The sequence below is a fragment of the Citrobacter sp. FP75 genome (genome assembly GCF_018342065.1).
Taxonomy (GTDB): domain Bacteria; phylum Pseudomonadota; class Gammaproteobacteria; order Enterobacterales; family Enterobacteriaceae; genus Citrobacter.
In genome coordinates this window covers 556,172-578,861 of the sequence record NZ_JAFDOE010000003.1, presented here as the reverse complement: position 1 = coordinate 578,861, position 22,690 = coordinate 556,172, and the positions used below count along the sequence as shown (strand labels likewise).

General features: G+C 54.2%; 19 protein-coding genes. 1 reads left to right on the top strand and 18 read right to left on the bottom strand.

Translation table 11 applies throughout. The annotated features are described in order from the left end of the window. Positions 1–13: 13 nt before the first annotated feature. From JQ822_RS13965 to JQ822_RS13885, 17 genes are all read right to left on the bottom strand, one after another. Entirely contained in the window at positions 14–1,492 is a 1,479-nt protein-coding gene (locus tag JQ822_RS13965) for an MOP flippase family protein (RefSeq protein WP_213133961.1), read from the bottom strand. Positions 1,493–1,494: 2 nt separating this feature from the next. Further along, positions 1,495–2,889 carry an undecaprenyl-phosphate glucose phosphotransferase gene (gene wcaJ / locus JQ822_RS13960; RefSeq protein ID WP_213133960.1) on the bottom strand — a complete coding sequence of 465 codons (1,395 nt, stop codon included), beginning with the start codon at positions 2,887–2,889 and terminating at the stop codon, positions 1,495–1,497. Between the two features lie 54 nt (positions 2,890–2,943). Next, positions 2,944–4,314: a colanic acid biosynthesis phosphomannomutase CpsG gene (cpsG, locus tag JQ822_RS13955; protein ID WP_213133959.1), complete on the bottom strand. Its 1,371-nt coding sequence runs from the start codon at positions 4,312–4,314 to the stop codon at positions 2,944–2,946. Positions 4,315–4,440: 126 nt separating this feature from the next. Beyond that, a complete protein-coding gene (cpsB, locus tag JQ822_RS13950; RefSeq protein WP_213133958.1) occupies positions 4,441–5,877 on the bottom strand; it encodes a mannose-1-phosphate guanyltransferase in 1,437 nt (478 codons plus the stop codon). Between the two features lie 3 nt (positions 5,878–5,880). Further along, complete coding sequence (gene wcaI, locus JQ822_RS13945) at positions 5,881–7,104, bottom strand: colanic acid biosynthesis fucosyltransferase WcaI (protein WP_213133957.1); 1,224 nt, start codon at positions 7,102–7,104, stop codon at positions 5,881–5,883. After that, positions 7,101–7,580 carry a GDP-mannose mannosyl hydrolase gene (locus tag JQ822_RS13940; RefSeq protein ID WP_213133956.1) on the bottom strand — a complete coding sequence of 160 codons (480 nt, stop codon included), beginning with the start codon at positions 7,578–7,580 and terminating at the stop codon, positions 7,101–7,103. Before JQ822_RS13940 ends, wcaI begins: the two co-directional genes overlap by 4 nt. Positions 7,581–7,582: 2 nt before the next feature. Further along, positions 7,583–8,548 (bottom strand): GDP-L-fucose synthase, encoded by a 966-nt coding sequence (gene fcl / locus JQ822_RS13935; protein WP_213133955.1) that lies wholly within the window; start codon positions 8,546–8,548, stop codon positions 7,583–7,585. A gap of 2 nt (positions 8,549–8,550) precedes the next feature. Next, the gene (gene gmd, locus JQ822_RS13930) at positions 8,551–9,672 is read right to left on the bottom strand and encodes a GDP-mannose 4,6-dehydratase (RefSeq protein WP_213133954.1); all 1,122 of its coding nucleotides are present in this window, start codon (positions 9,670–9,672) and stop codon (positions 8,551–8,553) included. 24 nt (positions 9,673–9,696) lie between these two features. Then, on the bottom strand, positions 9,697–10,251 hold the full coding sequence (gene wcaF, locus JQ822_RS13925; RefSeq protein ID WP_213133953.1) for a colanic acid biosynthesis acetyltransferase WcaF: 555 nt from the start codon (positions 10,249–10,251) through the stop codon (positions 9,697–9,699). A 9-nt stretch (positions 10,252–10,260) separates the two neighbouring features. Next, the gene (wcaE, locus tag JQ822_RS13920; RefSeq protein ID WP_213133952.1) at positions 10,261–11,007 is read right to left on the bottom strand and encodes a colanic acid biosynthesis glycosyltransferase WcaE; all 747 of its coding nucleotides are present in this window, start codon (positions 11,005–11,007) and stop codon (positions 10,261–10,263) included. Positions 11,008–11,012: 5 nt separating this feature from the next. Beyond that, on the bottom strand, positions 11,013–12,230 hold the full coding sequence (wcaD, locus tag JQ822_RS13915; protein ID WP_213133951.1) for a colanic acid polymerase WcaD: 1,218 nt from the start codon (positions 12,228–12,230) through the stop codon (positions 11,013–11,015). Beyond that, positions 12,205–13,422: a colanic acid biosynthesis glycosyltransferase WcaC gene (gene wcaC / locus JQ822_RS13910; protein ID WP_213133950.1), complete on the bottom strand. Its 1,218-nt coding sequence runs from the start codon at positions 13,420–13,422 to the stop codon at positions 12,205–12,207. Before wcaC ends, wcaD begins: the two co-directional genes overlap by 26 nt. Beyond that, the gene (gene wcaB / locus JQ822_RS13905; RefSeq protein WP_213133949.1) at positions 13,419–13,907 is read right to left on the bottom strand and encodes a colanic acid biosynthesis acetyltransferase WcaB; all 489 of its coding nucleotides are present in this window, start codon (positions 13,905–13,907) and stop codon (positions 13,419–13,421) included. Before wcaB ends, wcaC begins: the two co-directional genes overlap by 4 nt. Before the next feature lie 2 nt (positions 13,908–13,909). Next, the gene (gene wcaA / locus JQ822_RS13900; RefSeq protein ID WP_213133948.1) at positions 13,910–14,752 is read right to left on the bottom strand and encodes a colanic acid biosynthesis glycosyltransferase WcaA; all 843 of its coding nucleotides are present in this window, start codon (positions 14,750–14,752) and stop codon (positions 13,910–13,912) included. Positions 14,753–14,772: 20 nt separating this feature from the next. Then, positions 14,773–16,935 (bottom strand): tyrosine-protein kinase Wzc, encoded by a 2,163-nt coding sequence (gene wzc / locus JQ822_RS13895; RefSeq protein WP_213133947.1) that lies wholly within the window; start codon positions 16,933–16,935, stop codon positions 14,773–14,775. Beyond that, the gene (wzb, locus tag JQ822_RS13890) at positions 16,932–17,381 is read right to left on the bottom strand and encodes a low molecular weight protein-tyrosine-phosphatase Wzb (protein ID WP_213133946.1); all 450 of its coding nucleotides are present in this window, start codon (positions 17,379–17,381) and stop codon (positions 16,932–16,934) included. Before wzb ends, wzc begins: the two co-directional genes overlap by 4 nt. Before the next feature lie 5 nt (positions 17,382–17,386). Beyond that, positions 17,387–18,526 (bottom strand): polysaccharide export protein, encoded by a 1,140-nt coding sequence (locus JQ822_RS13885; protein ID WP_213133945.1) that lies wholly within the window; start codon positions 18,524–18,526, stop codon positions 17,387–17,389. A gap of 654 nt (positions 18,527–19,180) precedes the next feature. Between JQ822_RS13885 and JQ822_RS13880 the strand changes: the two genes are divergently transcribed. Beyond that, positions 19,181–20,767 carry a TerC family protein gene (locus JQ822_RS13880; RefSeq protein ID WP_213133944.1) on the top strand — a complete coding sequence of 529 codons (1,587 nt, stop codon included), beginning with the start codon at positions 19,181–19,183 and terminating at the stop codon, positions 20,765–20,767. A gap of 48 nt (positions 20,768–20,815) precedes the next feature. Here JQ822_RS13880 and asmA read toward each other — a convergent pair whose 3' ends face one another. After that, the gene (gene asmA, locus JQ822_RS13875; RefSeq protein ID WP_213133943.1) at positions 20,816–22,669 is read right to left on the bottom strand and encodes an outer membrane assembly protein AsmA; all 1,854 of its coding nucleotides are present in this window, start codon (positions 22,667–22,669) and stop codon (positions 20,816–20,818) included. Positions 22,670–22,690 lie beyond the last annotated feature (21 nt).

Sequence of the window (22,690 nt, the reverse complement as noted above, 5' to 3'; positions counted from 1 at the left end):
CTTAAAACATTTTTTACCCTGCACGGAGCAGGGTTTTCATTTTTTCACTGCGGCAGAACTGGCGCTTGATCTCCACCACCAGCGGGTGGCGCGACAGGACAATTACCCCGGCAAACGCCAGCGCGCCCGACGCAATCTGCAGACCTAGCAGCAGGCTTAACGTCAGTTGGCCCTGCAGCGCAATACCCAGCAGATAGCTGACGACCAGCGTAGGTAAGGAGAGATAAAACGGCAGCCACAGGCTGAGCATGTACTGTCGGTAGCTGCTGCCAAGCACCGGTTTAATCATCACGAAGTAACTCAGGATGGTGTTGATCACCTGCACCAGCAAAAAGCCCAGCGTCACGCCCATCGCGCCCGCCAGATGTCCGCCAATGAGAATGGCCGGAATAAACAGACAGGTTTTAAAGATGTTGAATTTGAAGCTGATATCAACGCGGGCTTTTGCCATCAGCAGCGAACCAATCGGATTCCCCACAGATCGCAGCAGCCCAACGACGCACAGCAGTTGCAGAATGGGGACGATGGCGCTCCACTTCTCGCCAAACACCAGCGGCACCAGGTTGTTCGACACCACCATCAGGCCCAGCAGCGCAGGGAAGTTGATGATGCCGACAACCGACAGGAGCTTGTAGAAATTCACCCGCAGTTTCTCGCTGTCATCCTGAATTTTGGCAAACGCCGGAAACAGCACGCGGGTGATAATCGGGTTCAGTTTGATGGGCGGGACCACCGCCACGTTCCAGGCGAGATTGAATCCCCCCGCCACGCCTGCGCCCAACGTTCTGGCCAGCACCAGCGTGGAAAGGTTGGTATTCACATAATTGATGATGCTGTCTGCCGTCAGCCACGCGCCAAAGCGCAGGTTCGACGTCACCGATGAAAGTGAAAAATGCAGGCCGGGGCGATAAATCTGGCGGCCAAAATAGCCAAACAACAGCGTGCGTAGCGCGCAGTTCGCCAGATATCCCACAATCGCGGTCATCGCCAGCGGCCAGACGTGGGCGCTGACCACGGTAACGCTAAACCCGGCCAGCACCGCGCTGGTCTCGATCATGCCAATCTTGTTGAAGGCCATTTCCTTTTGCATCAGCGCGCGAAACTGCTGCCCATGCGGGATCAGCACAAACGCCAGCGACAGCGTTTTAATCAGCGGTGCCAGATCGGGATTCTTCAATACCTCGGCAATTGCATCGCTGAGCAGGAACATCGCCAGACACACCACCATCCCCAGCCCAACGTTCAGCCAGTACAGGGTAGTAAGTTCGAGATACCCAATCGCTTTACGCTGGATAATTGAGTTGGCAATACCGAAATCAGACAGCGTATCGGCCAGCGCAATAATGACCAGCGACACGGTCAGCAGCCCAAACTGATGGTTATCGATAATGCGCGCCAGCACAGTCATCTGGATTAGCCCAAGGCCAATGATGATCACGGTGGCGATCGCTGACCACTTCGCGCCGTTAAGGGTTTTTTCTCGTAAGCTCATGTTTAATACGCCGCTTTGTTAACAAAACCCTTAAATACCGTCAGAAAAACAATCTTGATATCGAACCACACGCTCCATTCGCGGATGTATTCGAGGTCAAATTCCACCCGTTTTTCCATTTTCTCCAGCGTGTCGGTTTCACCGCGCCAGCCGTTGATTTGCGCCCAGCCGGTAATGCCCGGTTTCACCTTATGGCGCAGCATGTAGCCTTCAATCAGTTGACGGTATTGCTCGTTGTGCGCCACCGCATGGGGGCGCGGCCCAACGATCGACATGCCGCCCGTCAGCACGTTGATAAACTGCGGCAGTTCATCGAGCGACGTGCGGCGCAGGAAGTTACCCACGCGGGTAACGCGCGGATCGTTTTGCGTCGCCTGGGTCACTACCGCGTCGTTTTCCATCACCTTCATCGAGCGAAACTTCCACACCTTGATCGGCTTACCGTCCATGCCATAGCGGGTCTGGCGGAAAATGACCGGCCCTTTCGAGGTCAGCTTCACCGTCAGCGCAATGCCGCACAGCACCGGGGAAATCAGCAGCAGGATCAGCGAGGCCAGCACGATATCTTCCGCGCGTTTCAGCAAACGGTTAATGCCCGACAGCGGCGTGTCATACAGCGGAACCACCGGCACGCCGTTCATCTCTTCAATACGCGAATGCAAGATGTTGAATGTAAAGACATCGGGGATCAGGATCACCGAACAGGTGGTGTCGGCCAGGTCGCGCACCAGTGTTTTCACACACGCGCCATCGTTCATCGACATGGCGATATAGACGTTGTGTATGCGTGAAGCTTTGGCATCCTCCACCAGCTGTTGTAGATTTCCGGCCCAATCCCGGGAATTACGTCCGGGCCTGGGGTCGTGATAGACACCCGCGACCTCAAAGCCCAGCCACGGTTCATGGCGAAAGCTGTCCAGCAACATTTGTCCGGCAGGAAGGTCGCCCGCTACCGCCACCCGGCGGGTGTTGTACCCCCGGTTGCGTAACCATCCTGCGCCGTAGCGAATGAACGCACGACACAGCAGCAGGCCAACGCTTGACAGCAGATACCACGCCAGCCAGACCGCAAGCCGGTTGTCAAAATCGTTATTAAAGGCAATTAACCCCGCGCTGAAAATCAGGCTCAGCGTCCAGTTTTGCAGCAGCAGCACCAGCTCGGTAGAAATTTTGACACCGCGCCAGGAGCGATAAAAATCGGTGATCCCCCCCAGCATCTGAAAAACCACCAGCGTGATCAGCGCTACCAGCAGGTGCATGTACAGGAAGGGCAAGCCGCTCAGTTCGCAGACCAGCCATAGCCCGCCGAACATGATGGTGATATCTGAAAAGCGTTGCACCATTGAGATTAACGACGCATTGGTTTTCGCGCGTTGGCGCTTTTTTAGATGTGTCATCGTGGTTCCTGTTAGTCGCCCCTTGCCCACTGTCGGACAAGGGAAGCACCGGCATTACTGATTCAGCAACGCCAGAAGAGTGCGCGTTCGCGCTTCCATCAACGCAATGTCTCCGCGCGATTCCACGTTCAGACGCACCACCGGTTCAGTATTGGAGGAACGTAAATTGAAGCGCCAGTCAACAAACGACATGCTGATGCCATCGGTTCTGTCAACCGCCAGCGCTTCGCCGGAGAAATGCTGCTCCACCCGCTCGATAGCCGCCACAGGCTCTGCCAGAGTGCTGTTAATTTCCCCGCTCGCCGGGTAAGCTGCCATCCGGTCGCGAACCAGTTCACCAAGCGACTGACCTTTCAGGCACAACAACTCCGCGACCAGCAGCCATGGGATCATTCCGCTGTCGCAGTAGGCAAAATCGCGAAAATAGTGATGGGCGCTCATCTCGCCGCCGTAGATCGCATCTTCATGGCGCATCCGCTCTTTGATAAACGCATGCCCGGTTTTCGACATCACCGGCTTACCGCCCGCCGCCGTCACCACATCGACCGTGTTCCACGACAGACGCGGGTCGTGAATGATCTTCGCCCCCGGGTGTTTCTCCAGAAACGCTTCCGCCAGCAGGCCGACAATGTAATAGCCCTCAATAAACTGGCCTTTCTCATCGAACAGGAAGCAGCGGTCAAAATCGCCGTCAAAGGCAATCCCCATATCCGCGCCGTGTTCAATCACCGCGTTACGGGTATCCGCACGACATTCCGGCAGCAGCGGATTAGGTATACCGTTCGGGAAGGAGCCATCCGGGACGTTGTGGATCTTGATCAATTCGACGGGAACGCCGAGCGCGTTAAATCGTGCCTCAATGGCATCCACCACCGGACCTGCCGCGCCGTTACCGGCGTTAAGTACCAGCTTCAGCGGTTGCAGATTGTTAACGTCGATGTAGCCAAGCAGATGATCAATGTAAGCTGCGCGCGGATTGATCGTTGTGTAGCTACCGCGATTTGCCATATTGACGGGCGGGAAGTCGTTGGCTTCCGCCAGCCGCTGGATCTCACGCAGGCCGCTATCACCGCTGATGGGCCGAGCGCCCTCACGTACCAGCTTCATGCCGTTATAATCCAGCGGATTATGGCTGGCGGTCACTTCGATACCGCCGTCCACGCCGAGGTGAAAGGTGGCAAAGTAAATCTCTTCGGTGCCTGACATGCCAATATCCAGCACCTCCACCCCTGCGTCCTGCAGCCCGTTTGCCAGCGCGCGCTTCAGCGTCTCGCTGGTCAGACGGACATCGCCACCCAGGACAATAATTTTTGGTTTCAGGAGTTCGCCATAAGCACGACCAATGCGCCAGGCGATATCTTCATTGAGCTCTTCGCCCAGTCGGCCGCGAATGTCATACGCTTTAAAACAGGTCAGTTTTGTCATGATTTACCCTTTTTCAGGCAACAGGAAGCCCTCTCCCGACAGGAGATGTTTTTCACAAAATGAATAACCATTCGTTCGTAGACCGGATAAGGCGTTCAGCCGCCATCCGACAACGATGATGTCGTGTTAAACCCGACCGTAGCGATCCGCAAACCGCACAACATCATCCTCATCAAGGTAAGATCCCGAGCGGACTTCAATCAGATCGAGCGGGATTTTTCCGGGGTTCTCCAGGCAGTGCGTCGCCCCGAGCGGAATATAGACAGACTCGTTTTCCGCGAGCAGTTTGATGTCATCATCGATCGTCACCTTCGCCGTTCCAGCCACTACCACCCAGTGCTCTGCGCGGTGATGGTGCATCTGCACCGACAATCCTTCGCCAGGTTTTACGGTAATGCGCTTAACCTGGTAACGCTCTCCGGCGTCGATGGAGTCATACTTGCCCCACGGGCGGTACACCTCGCGGTGAATATGATGCTCATGGCGACCGTCTGCTTTAATCTGCTCCACCACTTTTTTCACATCCTGTACCGCGTTACGATCGGCAATCAGCACCGCGTCTTTGGTCTGCACCACCACCAGATCTTTCACCCCAACGGTAGTCACCAGTCCGGACTCCGCGTAGACGTAGCTGTTTTCGGTTTTGTGGCTAATGACGTCACCGTGATGCACATTGCCCTCGGCGGTATGCGCGCTTATCTCCCACAGCGATGACCAGGAACCCACATCGCTCCAGCCCGCGTCCATCGGCATCACCACCGCGTCTGCGGTATGCTCCATCACCGCATAATCCACCGATTCTTCCGGGCAGGCGAGAAACGCCTCTTCGTCGACGCGGACAAAATCGAGATCGGGATCGACCGTGCTCATCGCCTTCTCGCAGGCGCTCAGAATATCGGGACGATACTTTTCCAGCTCTTCCAGATAGCGCCCGGCACGGAACAGAAACATGCCGCTGTTCCAGTAATAGTCACCGCTTGCCACGTAGGCTTGCGCGGTTTCCTGATCCGGTTTTTCCACAAACTGCGCCACCGCAAAAGCAACCACATCGGTGGTTGCAGGGCAGACGTTGCCACGGCGGATATAGCCGTATCCGGTTTGCGCAGCGTCCGGGACGATACCAAACGTCACCAGCTTGCCTGCTTCGGCATACGGCATGGCCTTGCGAACCGCCTCGCGAAACGCCTCTTCATCAGTAATCACATGATCCGCCGCCAGCACCAGCATCAGCGGGTCAGCGTCCGGGGAGTGACGTTTTGCCGCCAGTGCAGCCAGCGCAATCGCCGGTGCTGTGTTACGTCCGGCGGGTTCCAGAATGATGTTTTCAGTCAGCTTATTAAGCTGTCGAAGCTGCTCGGCAACAATAAAGCGATGCTGCTCGTTGCAGATAACCACCGGGCTTTCGCATGCCACGCCGTTCAGACGGCATACTGTGGTTTGCAGCATGGTGAGATCGCCCTTCAGGCACAGGAACTGCTTGGGATACAGGACGCGGGACAGCGGCCACAAACGGCTGCCGGAGCCACCGGCCATCACGACCGGAAAGAGGGTACGTTGACTCATGATTTATCCCCGTATATCTGCAATAAATTGGCTGAGCACGCGGTCTTTTTCCAGCGTGCGCTCGGCATAGTCACGTGCCACCGTGTTGGTTTCAGGCATAAAGAGCGCCTGGGTAATTCCGGCCACCAGCGCGCTCACCGATTCTGGCGCCACGCATACCGCAATTCCCGGATGGTTCTCGCAGAGCTGGCCCAGTTCGGTTTCAGGCTCGGCGGTGATCACCGCGTTGCCGCCAACGGCGAGGATATTGGTCAGCTTGGAGGGCAGTACGGCATCCGCCGCACCGCGCTTTTGCACCACTAAATGGCAATCGCCTATCTTTAGCAGCGCAGGCAGCGCGTCGTAAGGCTGCAAGGGGAAAAATTTCACGTTACTCAGGCCACGTTCGCGGGCCATGTTTTCCAGCCGCGCTTTGCCACCCCCCTGCCCGACAATCACAAACAGCCAGGGCTGAGTGCTCAGTTCTGCGGCGGCATCAATCACGCTCTCCAGCCCCTGCTTTTCCCCGATGTTGCCCGAGTACAAAATAATTTTTTGATTTTCAGGCAAACCGAGCTGCTGACGCAGCGCCCGCGCGTCATCCTCAGTCACCTCACGAAAACGCGCCACTTCCGACCAGTTAGGAAAGAAAATGACCTTTTCCTGCGCTACGCCTTTTTCCTGCGCTTTGTTCATCATCGAGCGCGAGATGGTTGAGACATAATCGACGTTATGCAGGCCGCTGCGCTCAAACGCGCTGGCAAGCGTTGCCATTTTGCCGCCTCCACCTTTCCCGACCATCCCAAGGCCGAGCATGGCGTCAACTTCGTAATCCTGAATGTGCAACAGCGTGCGCGCCCCGGAAAGTTTCGCCAACAGGCGCATGCCGGGCGTGCAAAACAGCGTCGGCACTACGCCAATAATGCGATCGGGCTTCCAGCGCCGCTGCGCCATGAGCGGGAAAAAACTGCTCACGGCAAAACTGCCTAAATGCAGCAGGCGTTTCAGCGTTGAGGGCTGCTTTGGCACATACAGCGGACAGCGCCAGACGGTGGCATCACCCTCTTCCCGACGGTAACGCCAGGCAGAATAGCGACCGTTCACTTTCCACTGCGGATAATAAGGCGGCGCAGTGATCACCCGAACCTCATGCCCCGCTTGCGCCATCCACTCCACCATCTCGCCAGTGTACTTGCCGATACCGGTCAGTTCCGGTGAGTAATTGATGCCATACACCAGAATTTTCATAAGCCCGGCACCCCGGACTGGCGTTGCGGTAAAAAGTACGCCCGGCTGTTATCGTGCACGTTGTCGCTGTCCAGCACGGCCTGTGGCGTCAGCCAGCGGTACGCATCATGTTGAACATCGGGCAGTTGCAGATCGTTTTCCGACACCCGCAGACGAAATCCCAGCACGATGTAATGCGTTGAGAAATCCTCCCCGGAAAAATTATCGTCATAGAAGTGCTGCCAGACGCCATAAAACTCCGCGGATGGCAGAGGCAAACGTAAGCCCAGTTCCGCCAGCGTCAGGCGCTCAAACGCGCCCTCAAGCCGTTCATCTTTCTGCACCCGACCGCCCGGGACAAACCAACATCCTTGGGCGGGACGGTTGAGGCGCTTGCCCAGCAGGAACTCACCGCGCGCATTTTCCACCAGCAAATCAATGGAAATCAGCGGAGTACAGCGCACTACCGTGGCGAAATCTTCATGACGTACAAACATGCTTACCCCCGGTAGCGCTGCTGATTTTCAAGAAACCACTGATACGTGCTGGCAAGCCCAACCTCCAGCGACACTTCGTGATACCAGCCCAACTGGTGCAGGCGCGTGACGTCCAGCAATTTACGCGGCGTGCCGTCGGGTTTGCTGGCGTCAAACACCACGCGGCCTTTGTAGCCCACTACCTTCGCAACCGTCTGCGCCAGTTCGCGAATGGTGCAGTCCACGCCGGTTCCCACGTTGATGTGCGATAACATCGGCTGGGTGTGTTCCTGCCAGACTTCGCGGTCCAGTTCCATCACGTGGATACTGGCGGCTGCCATGTCATCCACGTGCAGAAACTCGCGCATCGGCGTTCCGCTCCCCCACACCACCACGTCCGGTGCATTTTGCTCGCAGGCTTCATGAAAGCGGCGCAGCAACGCCGGGATCACGTGCGAGTTATTCGGATGAAAGTTGTCCTGCGGCCCGTAAAGATTGGTTGGCATCACCGAGCGGTAATCGCGGCCATACTGGCGGTTATACGACTCGCACAACTTGATCCCGGCGATTTTGGCAATCGCGTAGGGCTCGTTAGTGGCCTCAAGCGTTCCCTGCAACAGTTCGCTTTCGCGCATCGGCTGGTTGGCCATCTTCGGGTAAATACAGGATGAACCGAGGAACAACAGCTTATTCACGTTATGGCTGTGCGCCGCGTGAATGATGTTGCTCTCAATCATCATGTTTTCGTAAATGAAATCAGCGGGATAGGTATTGTTCGCCACAATCCCACCCACTTTAGCCGCCGCCAGATACACCTGGTCGATATGCTCAGTGGCAAAAAACTGCTGCACCGCGCGTGCGTCCAGCAGATTGAGTTCATCGCGAGTACGCAGCACCAGTTCCACGTTATCGCGCAGGGCCAGCTGTCTGACGATGGCAGACCCCACCATCCCGCGATGGCCCGCCACAAAAATACGTTGTTTCAGCATCCTTAGTACTCCAGCGCGATGGCGACCTCATAACCGTGAGATTTCAGCAGGGAATGTTTCTTCGCCGCTTCCAGGTCAGTAGCAACCATTTCGGCGATCATCTGACGCAGAGTGATTTCCGGCTTCCAGCCCAGTTTGTCGTGCGCCTTTGCCGGGTCGCCGAGCAGCGTTTCTACTTCTGCCGGGCGGAAATAGCGCGGATCGACCGCAATCATCACATCGCCCGGCTTCACGCCCGGCGCATCGTGTCCGGTTACCGAAACGACAATGCCTTTCTCCTCAACGCCGTGACCTTCAAAGCGCAATTTAATACCCAACTGTGCGGCCGCCATCTCCACAAACTGGCGAACGGAGTACTGCACACCGGTGGCAATGACAAAGTCTTCCGGCTGGTCCTGCTGCAGCATCATCCACTGCATCCGCACGTAATCTTTCGCATGACCCCAGTCACGCAGAGAGTCCATGTTGCCGAGATACAGGCACGACTCCAGCCCTTGCGCTATATTGGCAATTGCACGGGTGATCTTGCGGGTCACGAACGTTTCGCCCCGACGCGGGGATTCATGGTTAAACAGAATGCCGTTACAGGCGAACATACCGTAAGATTCACGGTAATTGACGGTTATCCAGTAGGCGTACAGTTTGGCGACGGCATACGGCGAACGCGGGTAAAACGGGGTGGTTTCTTTCTGCGGCGTTTCCTGCACCAGGCCGTACAGTTCAGACGTGGAGGCCTGATAAAAACGCGTTTTCTTTTCCAGACCGAGGAAGCGAATCGCCTCCAGCAGGCGCAGCGTGCCGATCGCATCGACATCCGCGGTATATTCCGGTGACTCAAACGACACTGCCACGTGGCTCATTGCCCCGAGGTTGTAGACTTCATCCGGCTGAACTTCCTGTAAAATACGGGTCAGGTTGGAGGTATCCGTCAGATCGCCATAGTGCAGATGGAATTTTGGATTACCCGAGTGCGGATCCTGATAGATATGGTCCACACGCTCGGTGTTAAACGACGACGCACGACGTTTAATCCCATGAACTTCATAACCTTTTTCCAGCAGAAGTTCTGCCAGGTAAGAACCATCCTGCCCGGTTACGCCAGTAATGAGAGCGACTTTTGACATGTTTTCACCTCTTAAATGATCCCCTCAGGGAGTAACTTTCTCAACGCGTTCGCGCGTCACGACTGCGGGATTTCCCCGACAAACGGCATTAGCGGGCAGCGATTTAAATACGCTGCTTCGCGCCCCGACGACGGTGCCAGCGCCAATCGTCACGCCGGGTGCGACAAAAACATCTGTCGCCAGCCAGCATTTCTCGCCAATCACAATAGGCGTGGCGTTAATATCAAAATGCGGGCTGGCATAATCATGACTCCCGGTGCATAAATAACTTTTCTGCGAAATAACCGCATTCGCACCAATCGTAATATTACCCAGCGTATATAACACCGCGTCATCACCGACCCAGGCGTAATCTCCCAGGGTTAACTTCCACGGATAGGTAATTTTTACTGAAGGTCGAATGACTACGTTTTTTCCTATTTTCGCGCCAAACATTCGTAATAAAAACGCACGCCAGCGATACATCACCTGCGGCGATAAACGAAATAATGTTGCCTGTACCGCCCACCATAATTGCACTTTAATCGCACCACCACCGCGAAAGCCTTTTGGCAGCGTGAAGCCGTTTAAATCCTGCATATTTCGCCTTTACGTTTTGCCATATAAGGTTTTTGTTTTGCCGGTGGTGCGCAGGCGTAAATATTCTGACAAACCGACCCAAAAACCCGGCATATGTAATATTTGTCGCTGGACTTTTTTGGCATCCCGACATAGCTGCAGATTATTTGTCGTCGATACGCCGCCCATAGAAAACTCAGAGACCAGCCCGCTTAACTTTTTAAAGGCATAACCGGATTTATATAATTTGGCCGCCAGCGCATAATCGGATGACACTTTGTATTGCAGGTCATAGTGAAAGGCATGAAGTCCACTGAGCGGAAAAAATATCGCCTGATGACTGGCCGGCAGACTGTGATAAATATACCAACCGGGCTTGGCGCGGCGCTTAATTTTATGACCAGCGCCAAAATCCAGCAGCGCATCGCCAGTCACCATCACCTTATCGCTTTGCGTTTTGAGTTGACGAATAAAATGCGCGGCATTCGCATGCAGAATATCCCCGGAGTTCAGAAACAGCGCAAACCGCCCGCGCGCCATCGCAATACCTTTGTTCATCGCATCATAGATGCCGTTATCCGGCTCGCTGACAAACCGTAACCTATGTTCACCGTTAAGGTTTTCCAGAAATTCCTGCGTGCCGTCGGCGGAACCGCCATCAACGACAATCCATTCAAAGCTGATGTCGCCCGCCTGCGCCAGATGTGCTAACGACGCGTGGGTTTTGACGATCCCTTCCAGATTACGAAAGGCGACGGTGATAATAGTGAGCAGCATATGAATTACCTCGCGATATTCAGCGCCTTGCGCAAAATAAACGGACAAACAATTAAAAACGCATATTCCGGACTAAATACCGAGCCGGTAAAGAACAGCGACATCGGTGTAAAAAGATAAAGCTGCACCTGATAATTCTGATTATCGCCAAACGCATTCAGCATCATTTTCAGAACTTTCCCCATGTACCATAGCGCTAATACTACGGCGAACCATGAAAAATAAATAACCAGCAGATACAAACCATTGTCTATTGTTTTACCGACGTCTGCACCGTTAAAAATTCCGAATGACGCCACATATTCATAAAGCGAGCCGAATCTGACTACACCATCAATATTGAGTAATGAATAGCCGACCATTACCAGCGGCCCAACGATACGGTAATACGATGACGACCCTTCCGTACCTAAATCGCCAAGCCGTGTTGCAATATAGGGAAAGGCAAACACCACGCCAACCATAAACACGCTGAGTGAGATTATCGCCAACGGCAATTTCTTTTTTATCGCCTCTTTATTCAGATACTGAAATGCCCACTCCAGCAGATAAAATAAAATAAACGTCATCACCCCTGAAAACGACCCTGATAATATTACCCCGAACAGAATCATAGCATCGGCCTTAGGTGTTTTGATACCAAACTGTTTGATGCTGAGCCAAATTGAGATTAACGCCAGAGCAAAGAACGCAGGTTCGAAATAAAGTGCAGTGGTACGCTTGCCGCCAAACTTAATAAAGTTCAGAACATAACTGTTACTGTAAATAAGATATTTCGAAATTGCTTCCATTAAACTGCTGCCGCCGGTGAGAATAATCTGCGCCATCTCAACCGCAGCAAGCGCGACCACCAGTCCCACCACCAGCCAGAAAAAACGCAAAATCTTACGATAGTTATGCGGGGAGACGGTTTTGAAGCGAATACTCCAGACCATGCCAATGATGATCACCGTATAGACAAACAGCATGGTGGAAGTCACATACTTGCTGGCGTCCAGCGACTGACCAAACAGGTAGTTAAAGGCGGTCAGACCGCCGCCAATCCCCAGCGCAATCAGCAGCTTTTTGATGTTAATACGTTCAACGAACAACAACAGCAGGAGCGGCAAAAAAGTGACGATAGTGACCGGAAAACTTTCCCCCAGTTGCGCCAGTTTGACGTTAACCAACAGATAAAGCAGCGGTAGCATCAGGTAGCTACAGAGTCTGATAGAACGAGACATACTCCTCCAGCATCTGTTGGCCGCTGTAGGCGCTTCGGCTACGCTGGCGAAATGTTGCAAGCGACGTGCCAAATACCGCCTGCGCGATCTCCGTTTTATTCCGCTGCACCAGTTGCAGGACATCCTCTTCACTGAAGGTTTGTCCCCCTGATTTTGCCAGCACTTCCTGCGCTGCCTCGCTGTGCGTGGCGATCACCGGCACGCCAATAGAAAGCGCTTCGCATAAAATCAGCGGGTAGTTATCCACCCGCGAGCTGAAGACCAGCCCATCCATCTGATTAAGCGCATTCATGAGCGTACGCTTGTCGGTTTCAAATCCGTGATTAACCACGTTCGCGCCGCTAAACGGCGAGAATTTACCGAAGGTATGCAGCTCTATCCTCTCGCCCAGCGCCATCATCTGCCTCACCAGTTGTTGGCTGGTTTTCCCGTCATAGCGCAGATCGTGGGCCACGATGGCGATTTTCGGCCTGCTGCGAGGGGCATCGTTGAGCGGCAAATCGCTGAGAATAGCTTCGGTCGCGACATCTATCCCGTTGTTGATAATGGCGCAGCGTCCCGCACCGTACTGGCTGTTAAACGCGTCGGCCACGTGCTGGCTGGGAGAAATAAACTGACAGCCCAGCGCCAGCATAGCGCGAAACATCTGGCGCTTGCCGGGCAGTTGTTGATGTGCTTTATCGACCTTTACCGGGGGATAATTGCTCAGCGTCGGGCATTGCTGGCAGCCAGTTTTCCAGCCTTCGCAGCCGTCCGTAAACGCACAGCGCCCGGTGACGCTCCAGTGATCGTGCAGCGTCCAGACGAAGGTAATATCCGGTTTATGCGCCTGCACCTTTTGGCAAAACGCCACCACCTCTTCCAGATTCAGCCAGTAGCTGTGCAGCACGTGAAAATGCAGCACCAGCGGGCCAGTGGTATGAGTAACGGTGCGATACAGATTGTCGAGGTTGCCGAACAAATCGCGGTTCGCGAGGCGAAACAGCGCAATGTTCATCGCCGACGTCAGACGTGGCGTATGCTTGAACACCTGCGGATAGTGATTGTGGCTGACGCTTTTCTTACCGCCTTTACCGTAGCCATAGATAAAGCGCGACGACAGCCCTTGCTCCAGCGCCCGCAGGTGCAAATCCAGCGCCACTCCTGCCGCACCGCCTTCTGCCAGTCGGACATTAAATTGCAGGATATTCATTTTACGTCCTTTACTCGCGCTTTCTCGCCCACCACCAGCGTATTGTCAGGCACGCTGTCGACAACGACGCTGCCGGCGCCAATTGTCACGTTATGACCAATCACAACGTCGCCAAGCAAGATGACATTCGCGCCCAGCTCAACGCCGTTGCCGATCGTCGGGCAGGCCAGATCGTTTGCGCCGAGGTTGCCGATAGTCACGCCATGGCGCAGGGTAAAATCATCCCCGGCCACCACGCGTTTGTTGATCACCACACCATAACCATGGTGGATGGTGAAGCGGCGGCCAATGGTCGCAGCCGCCTGGATTTCATAGCCAAAAATACATTCGGTAATCAGGCGATACACCACCAGTGCGGGTGCCGCCCACAGATTGTTCAGCACGTTTTTTTTGCGCCAGACGGAGCAAAAATGGGCAACCCGATAAGCTATCACCATGCAGCACGGGCGCAGGCTCCAGCCGTTAGCGCGTAAATCTTCCAGCATACTTAGCGCCCCCGCAGGCCGTCGGCCAGTCGCTTACCGTTACGCAGCGACAGCAAGGTCAACAGCGTGCGCCAGTTCATCCGTTTGTTACGGATCTGGTACAGCGTGAACAGCTGATATTTTTTGCTGGCGCGGTCAAATTTGCCTTTGTGCTTGCGGTAAAACTGGAAGTAACCGGAGAATTTTTTCGGCGATGAGGTGATGCGCATCTCACCGTGATTCACATGCAGGATCTGCGTGGCTTCATTGACCTTCCATGGCTCGCCATAGGCCACCACCATGCGCAGAAAAATATCGTAATCCTGCGCCGCTTTCAGCGTGGTATCAAACAGGCAGGCTTTGAACCGCCAGGCCCAGGTAAACACCTGATTACCAATAATATTGCGTTTATAGAACTTGCGCCGCGAATACACCGACTTGGGATACAGCGGCAAGCTGGCAGGCTGTGAATAGACCTCGCCTTCGCAGATATAATCATTGGCATACAAAAACGCCCGCGTCACCAGTTGATGGCGATCCCTGAGGAAGATGCTCAGGCGGTTCGGCGTCCACTCGTCATCGTCATCAATACCGGTAATGTATTGCCCACTGGCCTGCATAATGGCCTGATTACGCACCGCGCAGGCGCCAGCGTTGGTCGCATTATGGATATAAGTCACGCGCGGATCGTTCAGCGCATCGACATACTGCTGGAGCTGCTCGTACTCGGAAGAACAGTCATCCACGATGATCATCTCCCAATGCGGATAGTCCTGACGCAGCACCGATTTAATCGCCCGGATCGCCAACTGCTGACGGTTCCAGGTCGGCATATAAATTGAAATGAGCGGGTTGTCTGTAGTCATGTTCATTCCCAGTTAGTTATCTATTTCGAGTCCGACGTGTACGCGTATTCGTAATAGCCGTAATCCTGATACCCGCTCGCGCGTCGGAAGATGGAGTTGAGGATCACGCCCTTAACCTGAATACCGTTTTGCTCAAAGCGGCTCAGGCTGGTTTCCACTTCTTTCAGGGTGTTGACCGCATAACGCGCGACCATCAGCGTGGTGCCAACATGACGGCCGACAATAGCCGCATCGGTTACCGCCAGAATTGGCGGGGTATCAATCAGCACCAGGTCGTAGTGCGCGCTGGCCCAGGCAATCAGCTCGCCAAAGCGTTCGCTCATCAGCAGTTCAGAGGGATTGGGTGGCACCTGACCGCGCGGGACCAGATCGAAATTAGGGACAGATGTCGGTTTGGCGCAGGCGGTCATATCGCCCTTACCGGCGAGGATATCGGACAGACCATTGATGTTATTGGTGCCCAATAGCTCGTGCGTGTAGCCTTTGCGCATATCGCAGTCGATCAGCAGCACGCGTTTGTGGGTCTGACTGATGACCGCCGCCAGGTTGGCGCAAACAAAGGTTTTACCAATCGACGGGCTGACGCCGGTTAGCATCAACACATTGTTGCGCGCCTGCATCATGGCGAAGTGCAGGCTGGTGCGCAGGCTGCGTACCGCTTCTATCGCCAGATCGGTCGGGTTCCCCACCGCGAGCAGCTGGCTTTGCTTGTAGCGCTTGATACCTTTAATGGTCTGGACGTTATCGCGTGCTTTTTGCCATTCCGAAAGCGGAATACTGGCATACACATTGATCCCGTGTTCTTCCAGCGCCTGCGGGCTTTCGATACCGCGATTGAACAGCGAGCGCAGCAGCACACCAACCACCGACAGCATCAAACCAAGAATAATACTGCCGAGAATAATCAGCGCAGTCTTTGGCTTCAGCACGCCGGGCTGGGCAATGGCCGGATCAACAATACGCACATCCCCTACCGTACTGGCTTCGGTGATCTTCAGCTCCTGCTGTTTGTTCAACAGTTGCATATAGACCTGCTGACCGGACTCCACATCGCGGGTCAAACGGACAATTTCCTGCTGCGTTTTCGGCATCGCCGTCACCCGACCGCTCAGTTTGCCTTTTTCATCTTCCAGCGCCTGGCGTTTTTCCAGCAGCGTACGGTAGGCCGGATGCGCTTTGGTGAACAGCTTGGAGATTTCCGCCTCTTTGAACGTTAGTTCATTCAACTGGGCGTCGATGTTGACCATCGAATCCAGCACCGCTTTGGCTTCCAGCGGTAAATCTACGGAGTCTTTATCCTGACGAAAGGCGTTGAGTTTGTTTTCAGCAACGTCCAGACGGTTACGCACCTCCGGCAACTGTCTGGCCAGAAATGCCAGGCTTTTAGCCGCTTCTTCAGATTTGCGCACTACGTTTTGTTCAAGGTAGTTACGGGTGATGCTGTCGAGAGTCTGGCGGATCTGCTCGCGATCTTCGCCGGTAAACGTCAGGCTCAGTACGCCGGTGTCTTTGCCGGTTTCCGTCACGCTGAGGTTGTTTTGCAGCGCGTTGATCATGCCGAGCGTGGAGAATTTGCTGACGGTAAAAACGCTGCCCGCGCTGGCATGAATGGCATTCACCTGCAGGGTAACGCCGCCGTGGTTTAACGTCTGTCCAACCTGACCCTGAGCGCTAAAACCGCCGTCGCTGACCAGCTGATAGCTTTTATCATTCAGCACGTTAAGAGTGAATGTTTGATCTCTCATCGCCTTTGGCAGGGTGAACGTTGTCACGTTAACCGTTTCGTTCTGGCGACCCATCAACCGCTCCCATCCCGCGCCAAACAGTGGAAACGTCTCTTTGGTGACGGCGATATCCAGATCCAGATCGTCCACCGTTTTCCCCAGCACCAGTCGCGACTTAATCAGCTGAATTTCGGCTTCCGAGGCAGGAGGTTTATTCGACAACGCCGAGCCAATATCCTGCACCAGCGAATTGCCGGTGTTTTGCTCAATCTGCACCAGCGCATCGGCGCTGTAGATAGGCGTGGCAAACAGCGTGTAGATAACCGCACACAGCGCAAAGGCCGCGGTAATACCCAGCACCCACCAGCGCGCTTCCAGCACCGTCCCGACCAGACGCCCAATATCAATTTCATCATTGCCCGTTACCTGCGCAGCAGACTGTTTTACTTTTTCTGTCATTGTTTTCCCTGCTCCGCGTTCAGTGCCTGGGCCCATTGGCGGGCAGACCGTTCAAGTAAGGTGTACACCGCGTCAAACGCGTCCTGGCTTTTACGATACGGGTCGGGTATTTCGCGCTCACTGTCCCAGTGGCCGAAAAGCATCACCTTGCCGCGCATCTCCGGTGCCATATCACACAGCGCGCTAATGTGGCGCTTCTCCATGGTCAGGATCAGGTCGTAATCCCGGCACATTGTTCCCGAGATTTGCCGTGCACAATGATTCTCCAGCGACAGATTATGTGCCTGCGCCGCGCTGATGGCGCACGGATCTGCCCCTTTGCCCACCAGCGCTCCCAGGCCTGCAGACGCGACCGTCAGCGCCGGGTGAAATTGCCTTAACAGGCGCTCTGCCGTAGGGGAACGGCAAATATTCCCCACGCAGACAACTAAGATTTTGTTAAACATGTCGATTACCAGTTGTGAAGGTCGCTGGCCGTATCCGTCATGTAACGAACACCGCTAATGGTCGGCAGCAACTGATTGATCAAACGGTTCCAGCGGGCGACCGGTGCGGTAGTGACATACACCACGTCGTAAGGCTGGAGGCGGAATTCCGTCGCCATCACCAGAGAGGTGGCATCGGACATATCAAGCTGGTAAATGTTGGCAATCTTGCCGTTGCGCCCGCCCTCGCCTTTCAATGGTCGAATGACGAAGATACCGCTGGCATTGGAGGTGGTCAGGTCGATACCTTCCGCATTGCCCAGCGCTTCGGTCAGCGTCATACCGCTGAAGTCCATTTTCAGGGTGCTCTGCTTCTTCACTTCGCCCATCACGAAGACCTTCAGATCGTCGTTACGTGGAACAAACAGGATGTCGCCAGGATAGAGCAGCCGGTTCTGGCTAAGGTCGCCGTTTTGCATCAGCGCCTGTAGAGAGATACGCTGCTCCCGCCCGTTATGGGTTAGCACGACGTTGCGCCAGTCCGCCGCCTCGGTCAGGCCGCCTGCGGCATTAATGGCGTCGAGAATGGTTAACGGCACGTTGGTAATGGCCTGCTGACCGGATTTGTTCACCTGCCCGGAGACATAAGCCTTTTGCGAGCGGAAAGCGGCGATATTAACGTCCACCTGCGGGTCAGCAATGTACTTCGCTAAGCGCCCGGTAATATCACTGCGGATTTCTGCCAACGTTTTCCCGGACACATTGACTTTGCCAATGTAGGGATAAAACATGGTGCCATCGGGTTGAACCCAGTTGCCGGCATCGCTGGAGCTGCGGTACTGCCCCGCAGGCGTGGTCAATTCCGGGTGGTCCCAGACGGTCACATTCAATACATCACCCGGGCCGACGCGATACTGGTAGCCAGAGATCTCCTGGTCCAGCGACATATTGGGCTGGGCGACGTTTGGTCGCGGGCGTAACTGTTCTACCAGTCGGGGCGTCAGTGGATAAACATTCACCATGCGGTCGAGATCGAAATCAGCGTCCTGCTGTTTAATCACGTCTTTACCCATCGTCGACATATTACTGCCCGGTAGTACGGTACAACCGTTTATCAAGATTACCGACACCAGGACAGGTATCAATTTAAGTTTGGATTTCATCATTGATTATTTATCACTTTGACAGAGTAATTATCACGTGCTTTCTAAATAGCAATTTCGCCTGTTCACCTTTACCTTGCCGTTAATTGAAAAGAAAATTAACTGGCATCAATCCTAAAATATTGAATTCATCCGCGGTCTATTGACTGAATAATTCAGGCGGGTCATCAGGCGTCCAGGTACGCTACCGCCCCTGGCTTAGTTAGCTACCAATGCACTGATTAATTTAAATTTTCACTTTCTCCTGTATTTTCATCACATCCAGAATTGCGCACATCAGGAAATGCAACGCAGTGTGAGGACGAAATATGTCTATTTTTAGAATACGGAAAGAATTGTTGCAGTTAAAAGAATAGCAGGCAAGATAACAACACCTCTGCCAGTTGCTTTTAAGATTAATATTAAGAGTGAAAACAGAATGTTTTTAGGATTTTATTGATATTGACAGTGATAATATTTAAATATTCCACGTGCGATATTTCCTAAATATAGTCAGCGTTAAAAAGTTATTTCCTGCAGTAACATTAAGGCTATTTTCCCGACTGCCTACCTGATATAAATGGCAGAGAAATCCGTTCCCGGCATTGCATTTTTCGCTGGCTTTATCCATGATCGAATTGTGACAATTGTCATACAACTATGGGTATAGCTTTTACTATGGAATGGATTGCCGATCCGTCAATCTGGGCCGGACTCGTCACGCTAATCGTGATCGAACTCGTTCTTGGCATTGATAATCTTGTTTTTATTGCCATCCTCGCGGAGAAATTGCCTCCTGCCCAGCGGGACAAGGCACGTATTACCGGGCTCCTGCTGGCGATGGTGATGCGCCTGCTGCTGCTGGCCTCAATCTCCTGGCTGGTGACGCTCACGACACCGTTGTTTAGTATTCGGGATCTGAGCTTTAGCGCGCGAGACCTGATCATGCTCTTCGGGGGCTTCTTCCTGCTGTTCAAAGCCACAATGGAACTCAATGAGCGGCTGGAAGGGAAAGACAGCGATAACCCCACCCAGCGTAAAGGGGCGAAGTTCTGGGGCGTGGTCGCACAAATTGTCGTGCTGGATGCCATCTTCTCTCTCGACTCGGTGATCACCGCCGTGGGGATGGTCGATCACCTGGCCGTGATGATGGCAGCCGTCATTATTGCGATTAGCCTGATGGTGCTGGCCAGCAAGTCGTTGACCCGCTTTGTCAACAGCCACCCTACCATCGTTATTCTGTGTCTTAGCTTCCTGCTGATGATCGGTTTCAGCCTGGTCGCTGAAGGGTTTGGCTTCCGTATTCCAAAAGGCTACCTGTATGCGGCTATCGGCTTCTCGGTCATGATTGAGGCATTAAATCAGCTGGCTATCTTTAACCGCCGCCGTTTTCTGTCAGCCAATCAAACCCTGCGCCAGCGCACCGCCGAAGCGGTGATGCGCCTGCTGAGCGGACAAAAAGAAGACGCTGAACTGGATGCACAAACCGCCGCTATGCTGGCAGACCACCATGAAGGTCAGATTTTTGCTCCGCAGGAACGACGGATGATTGAGCGCGTGCTGAATCTCAATCAACGGACCGTCAGCAGCATTATGACCTCGCGCCATGATATTGAGCACATCGATCTTAACGCGCCCGAAGCCGAGGTCCGCGCCCTGCTGGAGAAAAATCAGCACACGCGTCTGGTGGTCACCGGGGAAGACGAACAAGAAGAACTGCTCGGTGTGGTGCACGTTATCGACCTGCTGCAACAGTCGCTGCACGGCGAACCGCTCAACCTGCGCGCCTTGATCCGCCAGCCGCTGGTGTTCCCGGAGACCTTGCCGCTGCTGCCGGCGCTGGAGCAGTTTCGTAACGCCCGCACCCACTTCGCATTTGTGGCGGATGAGTTTGGTTCTGTAGAAGGAATTGTGACGCTGAGCGACGTGATGGAGACCATCGCCGGTAACCTGCCTAATGAAGTGGAAGAGATCGACGCCCGCCACGACATTCAGAAAAATGCCGACGGATCATGGACGGCTAACGGGCATATGCCGTTGGAAGATCTGGTGCAGTACATCCCAATTCCCCTCGATGAGAAACGGGAATATCACACCATTGCCGGGCTGTTGATGGAATATTTGCAGCGCATCCCAAAAACCGGGGAAGAAGTGCAGGTGGGAGACTATCGGCTGAAAACGTTACAGGTGGAAAACCACCGGGTGCAAAAGGTCCAGTTGATACCGCTGCACAATAATGATGAAGAGATGGATTACGAAGTGTAGGTGACGTGTCGGATGGGACGCTTACGCGCCGCCATCCGACATTCTCTGTCAGAGTTTATCCAGCAGTTTTTTAACATCTTTGCCGCTGCGGGACTCTTTGTTGCGATCGGCCCAGTCGTTCAGCCGACGTTTTGCTTCATCCTGCAGATGCTTACGCAGCAACTGGTCCACTTGCAGGTTGTAGTTCAACGCCTGCCACGGGCCATAGATGCGCAGCGGAACCGGCGTAGCTTTCAGGAAATCAATCAGCTTGCTTTCCCCATTCCAGCCGCCCAGTACGCGTACGTTAAACTGCGTGTCGCATGTCTGCTTAACCAGATCCAGCATACCTTGACCTGAAAGCGCCAACATTGCGGACTGCCCTTGCATATCATCCAATGTAACCTTGCCGTTATCCAGCGCCAGATCGGTGACAAAACGATCCAGTCGGGTCACGTTATCCAGATTCTGCTGATATTTCACGTCGCCGCCGCTGCGCTCAACGGCCTGCTGCACCAGCTGCTGGAAGTTCATTCCTTCCATTCGCGTGTCGCTCATATCAACGTGAGCCTGCCCTTGCCAGCTGTGGCGGAACGCCTGAGCGTCAATATCGGAACCGGAAAAATCGCCCGCCAGCGACAGCTTGCCGGTGAGGGCAATCGGATAGTTAAAGGCCTTCAGGATGGTACCGATTTCGACATTTTCCAGACGCGGGTGAAAGACTGCAATTGGCTGTGTCTTTCTGGCGTCCAGCTTGCCGGGCAGCGAAATCAGCCCACCATTATTTGTTCCCTGTAACTCGGTTATGTTCAACAAGCCAGACTGATTCGCCATCTTTGCTGAGACGTTATCAAAGGCCATTTTCCGCCAGAGAACTTTGTCTGCCTGTAACGCGATGTCAGCAGAAAACCCCTTGAGTCCCTGATACGAGACGGCATCGACCTGGGACGCAATCACCGGCCGCGCGAGCGTCGATTGGCTTTGACCCTGTTGTGCCCCACCGTTTGCCGCCGCCGTAGCGTCGCGCTGCACAAGCAGGTTGTCCAGATTGAGCAGACCAAAACGCAGATCGACGGACCAGTCCGGTTTATCAGATAGCGAGACACGGGCTTGCCCGGCCAGTGAACTGTCGTTGGCTGTCAAATTGATGTGGCTAAACGCGAGCTGTTTATTCTCTTCCTGCCACTGAACCTGAAGCTTACCCTGCCCCTGGATCCCCTGCGGCGGCAAATCAGCGCCCTGCAGCTGCCAGCTGAATTTTTCGATACTGCCCGCTAAGTTATGCGGGTAATCAGAAGCATCAACGGTACCGTTAAAGGCCAGGGCAAGATCGCGCTGATCGCGGTTTACGCGGCCAGAGAAGTCAAACGTGCCGCGGTGCTGAGCGTCCTGTTCCATTTCCAGGTGAATATCGCGAACCGTTACCTGTTCATCGTCTTCATGCTGGAATACCAGCACGCTGTCGGCAACGCGCAGGCGAGCGATGTCAAATGACCATCCTCTGTCTTCAGCGACATCGGGCAACATATTGTCTTTCGGGGCAATCGGCGCGTCTTCGCCACGCACCGCTTCGGTCTGTGGCGTCAGTTGAATGACGGCCCCTTTGAGCATCACTTGCTTAACGCTAAGCTGGTGGCTCAACAACGGCCATAACGCGACGTCCAGGCGCATATTGTCGGCTCGAACCAGCGGTTCGCTGGCCCCTTCAGCCGTTAACACCATGCGTCCGGAGAGGATGCTAAGCTGGGGCCATACGTGCCAACGCAGCGGGCCGTCCAGTTGCAATTGATATCCGCTACGTGCAGCAACCTGCTTCACCATGTACGCGCGAAAATCATTTGGATTCACCAACATTACTAACGCAGAAAAACCGGCCACCAGCACGACCAGAAGAATCATCAGCGTCGTCAGAAATCGTCTCATGCTATCCCCAAAGGACTGAAA

Excerpts from the sequence above, each read along its gene's own strand:
- JQ822_RS13965 (WP_213133961.1), bottom strand. The coding sequence starts at position 1,492 with ATGAGCTTACGAGAAAAAACCCTTAACGGCGCGAAGTGGTCAGCGATC.
- wcaJ (WP_213133960.1), bottom strand. The coding sequence starts at position 2,889 with ATGACACATCTAAAAAAGCGCCAACGCGCGAAAACCAATGCGTCGTTA.
- cpsG (WP_213133959.1), bottom strand. The coding sequence starts at position 4,314 with ATGACAAAACTGACCTGTTTTAAAGCGTATGACATTCGCGGCCGACTG.
- cpsB (WP_213133958.1), bottom strand. The coding sequence starts at position 5,877 with ATGAGTCAACGTACCCTCTTTCCGGTCGTGATGGCCGGTGGCTCCGGC.
- wcaI (WP_213133957.1), bottom strand. The coding sequence starts at position 7,104 with ATGAAAATTCTGGTGTATGGCATCAATTACTCACCGGAACTGACCGGT.
- JQ822_RS13940 (WP_213133956.1), bottom strand. The coding sequence starts at position 7,580 with ATGTTTGTACGTCATGAAGATTTCGCCACGGTAGTGCGCTGTACTCCG.
- fcl (WP_213133955.1), bottom strand. The coding sequence starts at position 8,548 with ATGCTGAAACAACGTATTTTTGTGGCGGGCCATCGCGGGATGGTGGGG.
- gmd (WP_213133954.1), bottom strand. The coding sequence starts at position 9,672 with ATGTCAAAAGTCGCTCTCATTACTGGCGTAACCGGGCAGGATGGTTCT.
- wcaF (WP_213133953.1), bottom strand. The coding sequence starts at position 10,251 with ATGCAGGATTTAAACGGCTTCACGCTGCCAAAAGGCTTTCGCGGTGGT.
- wcaE (WP_213133952.1), bottom strand. The coding sequence starts at position 11,007 with ATGCTGCTCACTATTATCACCGTCGCCTTTCGTAATCTGGAAGGGATC.
- wcaD (WP_213133951.1), bottom strand. The coding sequence starts at position 12,230 with ATGTCTCGTTCTATCAGACTCTGTAGCTACCTGATGCTACCGCTGCTT.
- wcaC (WP_213133950.1), bottom strand. The coding sequence starts at position 13,422 with ATGAATATCCTGCAATTTAATGTCCGACTGGCAGAAGGCGGTGCGGCA.
- wcaB (WP_213133949.1), bottom strand. The coding sequence starts at position 13,907 with ATGCTGGAAGATTTACGCGCTAACGGCTGGAGCCTGCGCCCGTGCTGC.
- wcaA (WP_213133948.1), bottom strand. The coding sequence starts at position 14,752 with ATGACTACAGACAACCCGCTCATTTCAATTTATATGCCGACCTGGAAC.
- wzc (WP_213133947.1), bottom strand. The coding sequence starts at position 16,935 with ATGACAGAAAAAGTAAAACAGTCTGCTGCGCAGGTAACGGGCAATGAT.
- wzb (WP_213133946.1), bottom strand. The coding sequence starts at position 17,381 with ATGTTTAACAAAATCTTAGTTGTCTGCGTGGGGAATATTTGCCGTTCC.
- JQ822_RS13885 (WP_213133945.1), bottom strand. The coding sequence starts at position 18,526 with ATGATGAAATCCAAACTTAAATTGATACCTGTCCTGGTGTCGGTAATC.
- JQ822_RS13880 (WP_213133944.1), top strand. The coding sequence starts at position 19,181 with ATGGAATGGATTGCCGATCCGTCAATCTGGGCCGGACTCGTCACGCTA.
- asmA (WP_213133943.1), bottom strand. The coding sequence starts at position 22,669 with ATGAGACGATTTCTGACGACGCTGATGATTCTTCTGGTCGTGCTGGTG.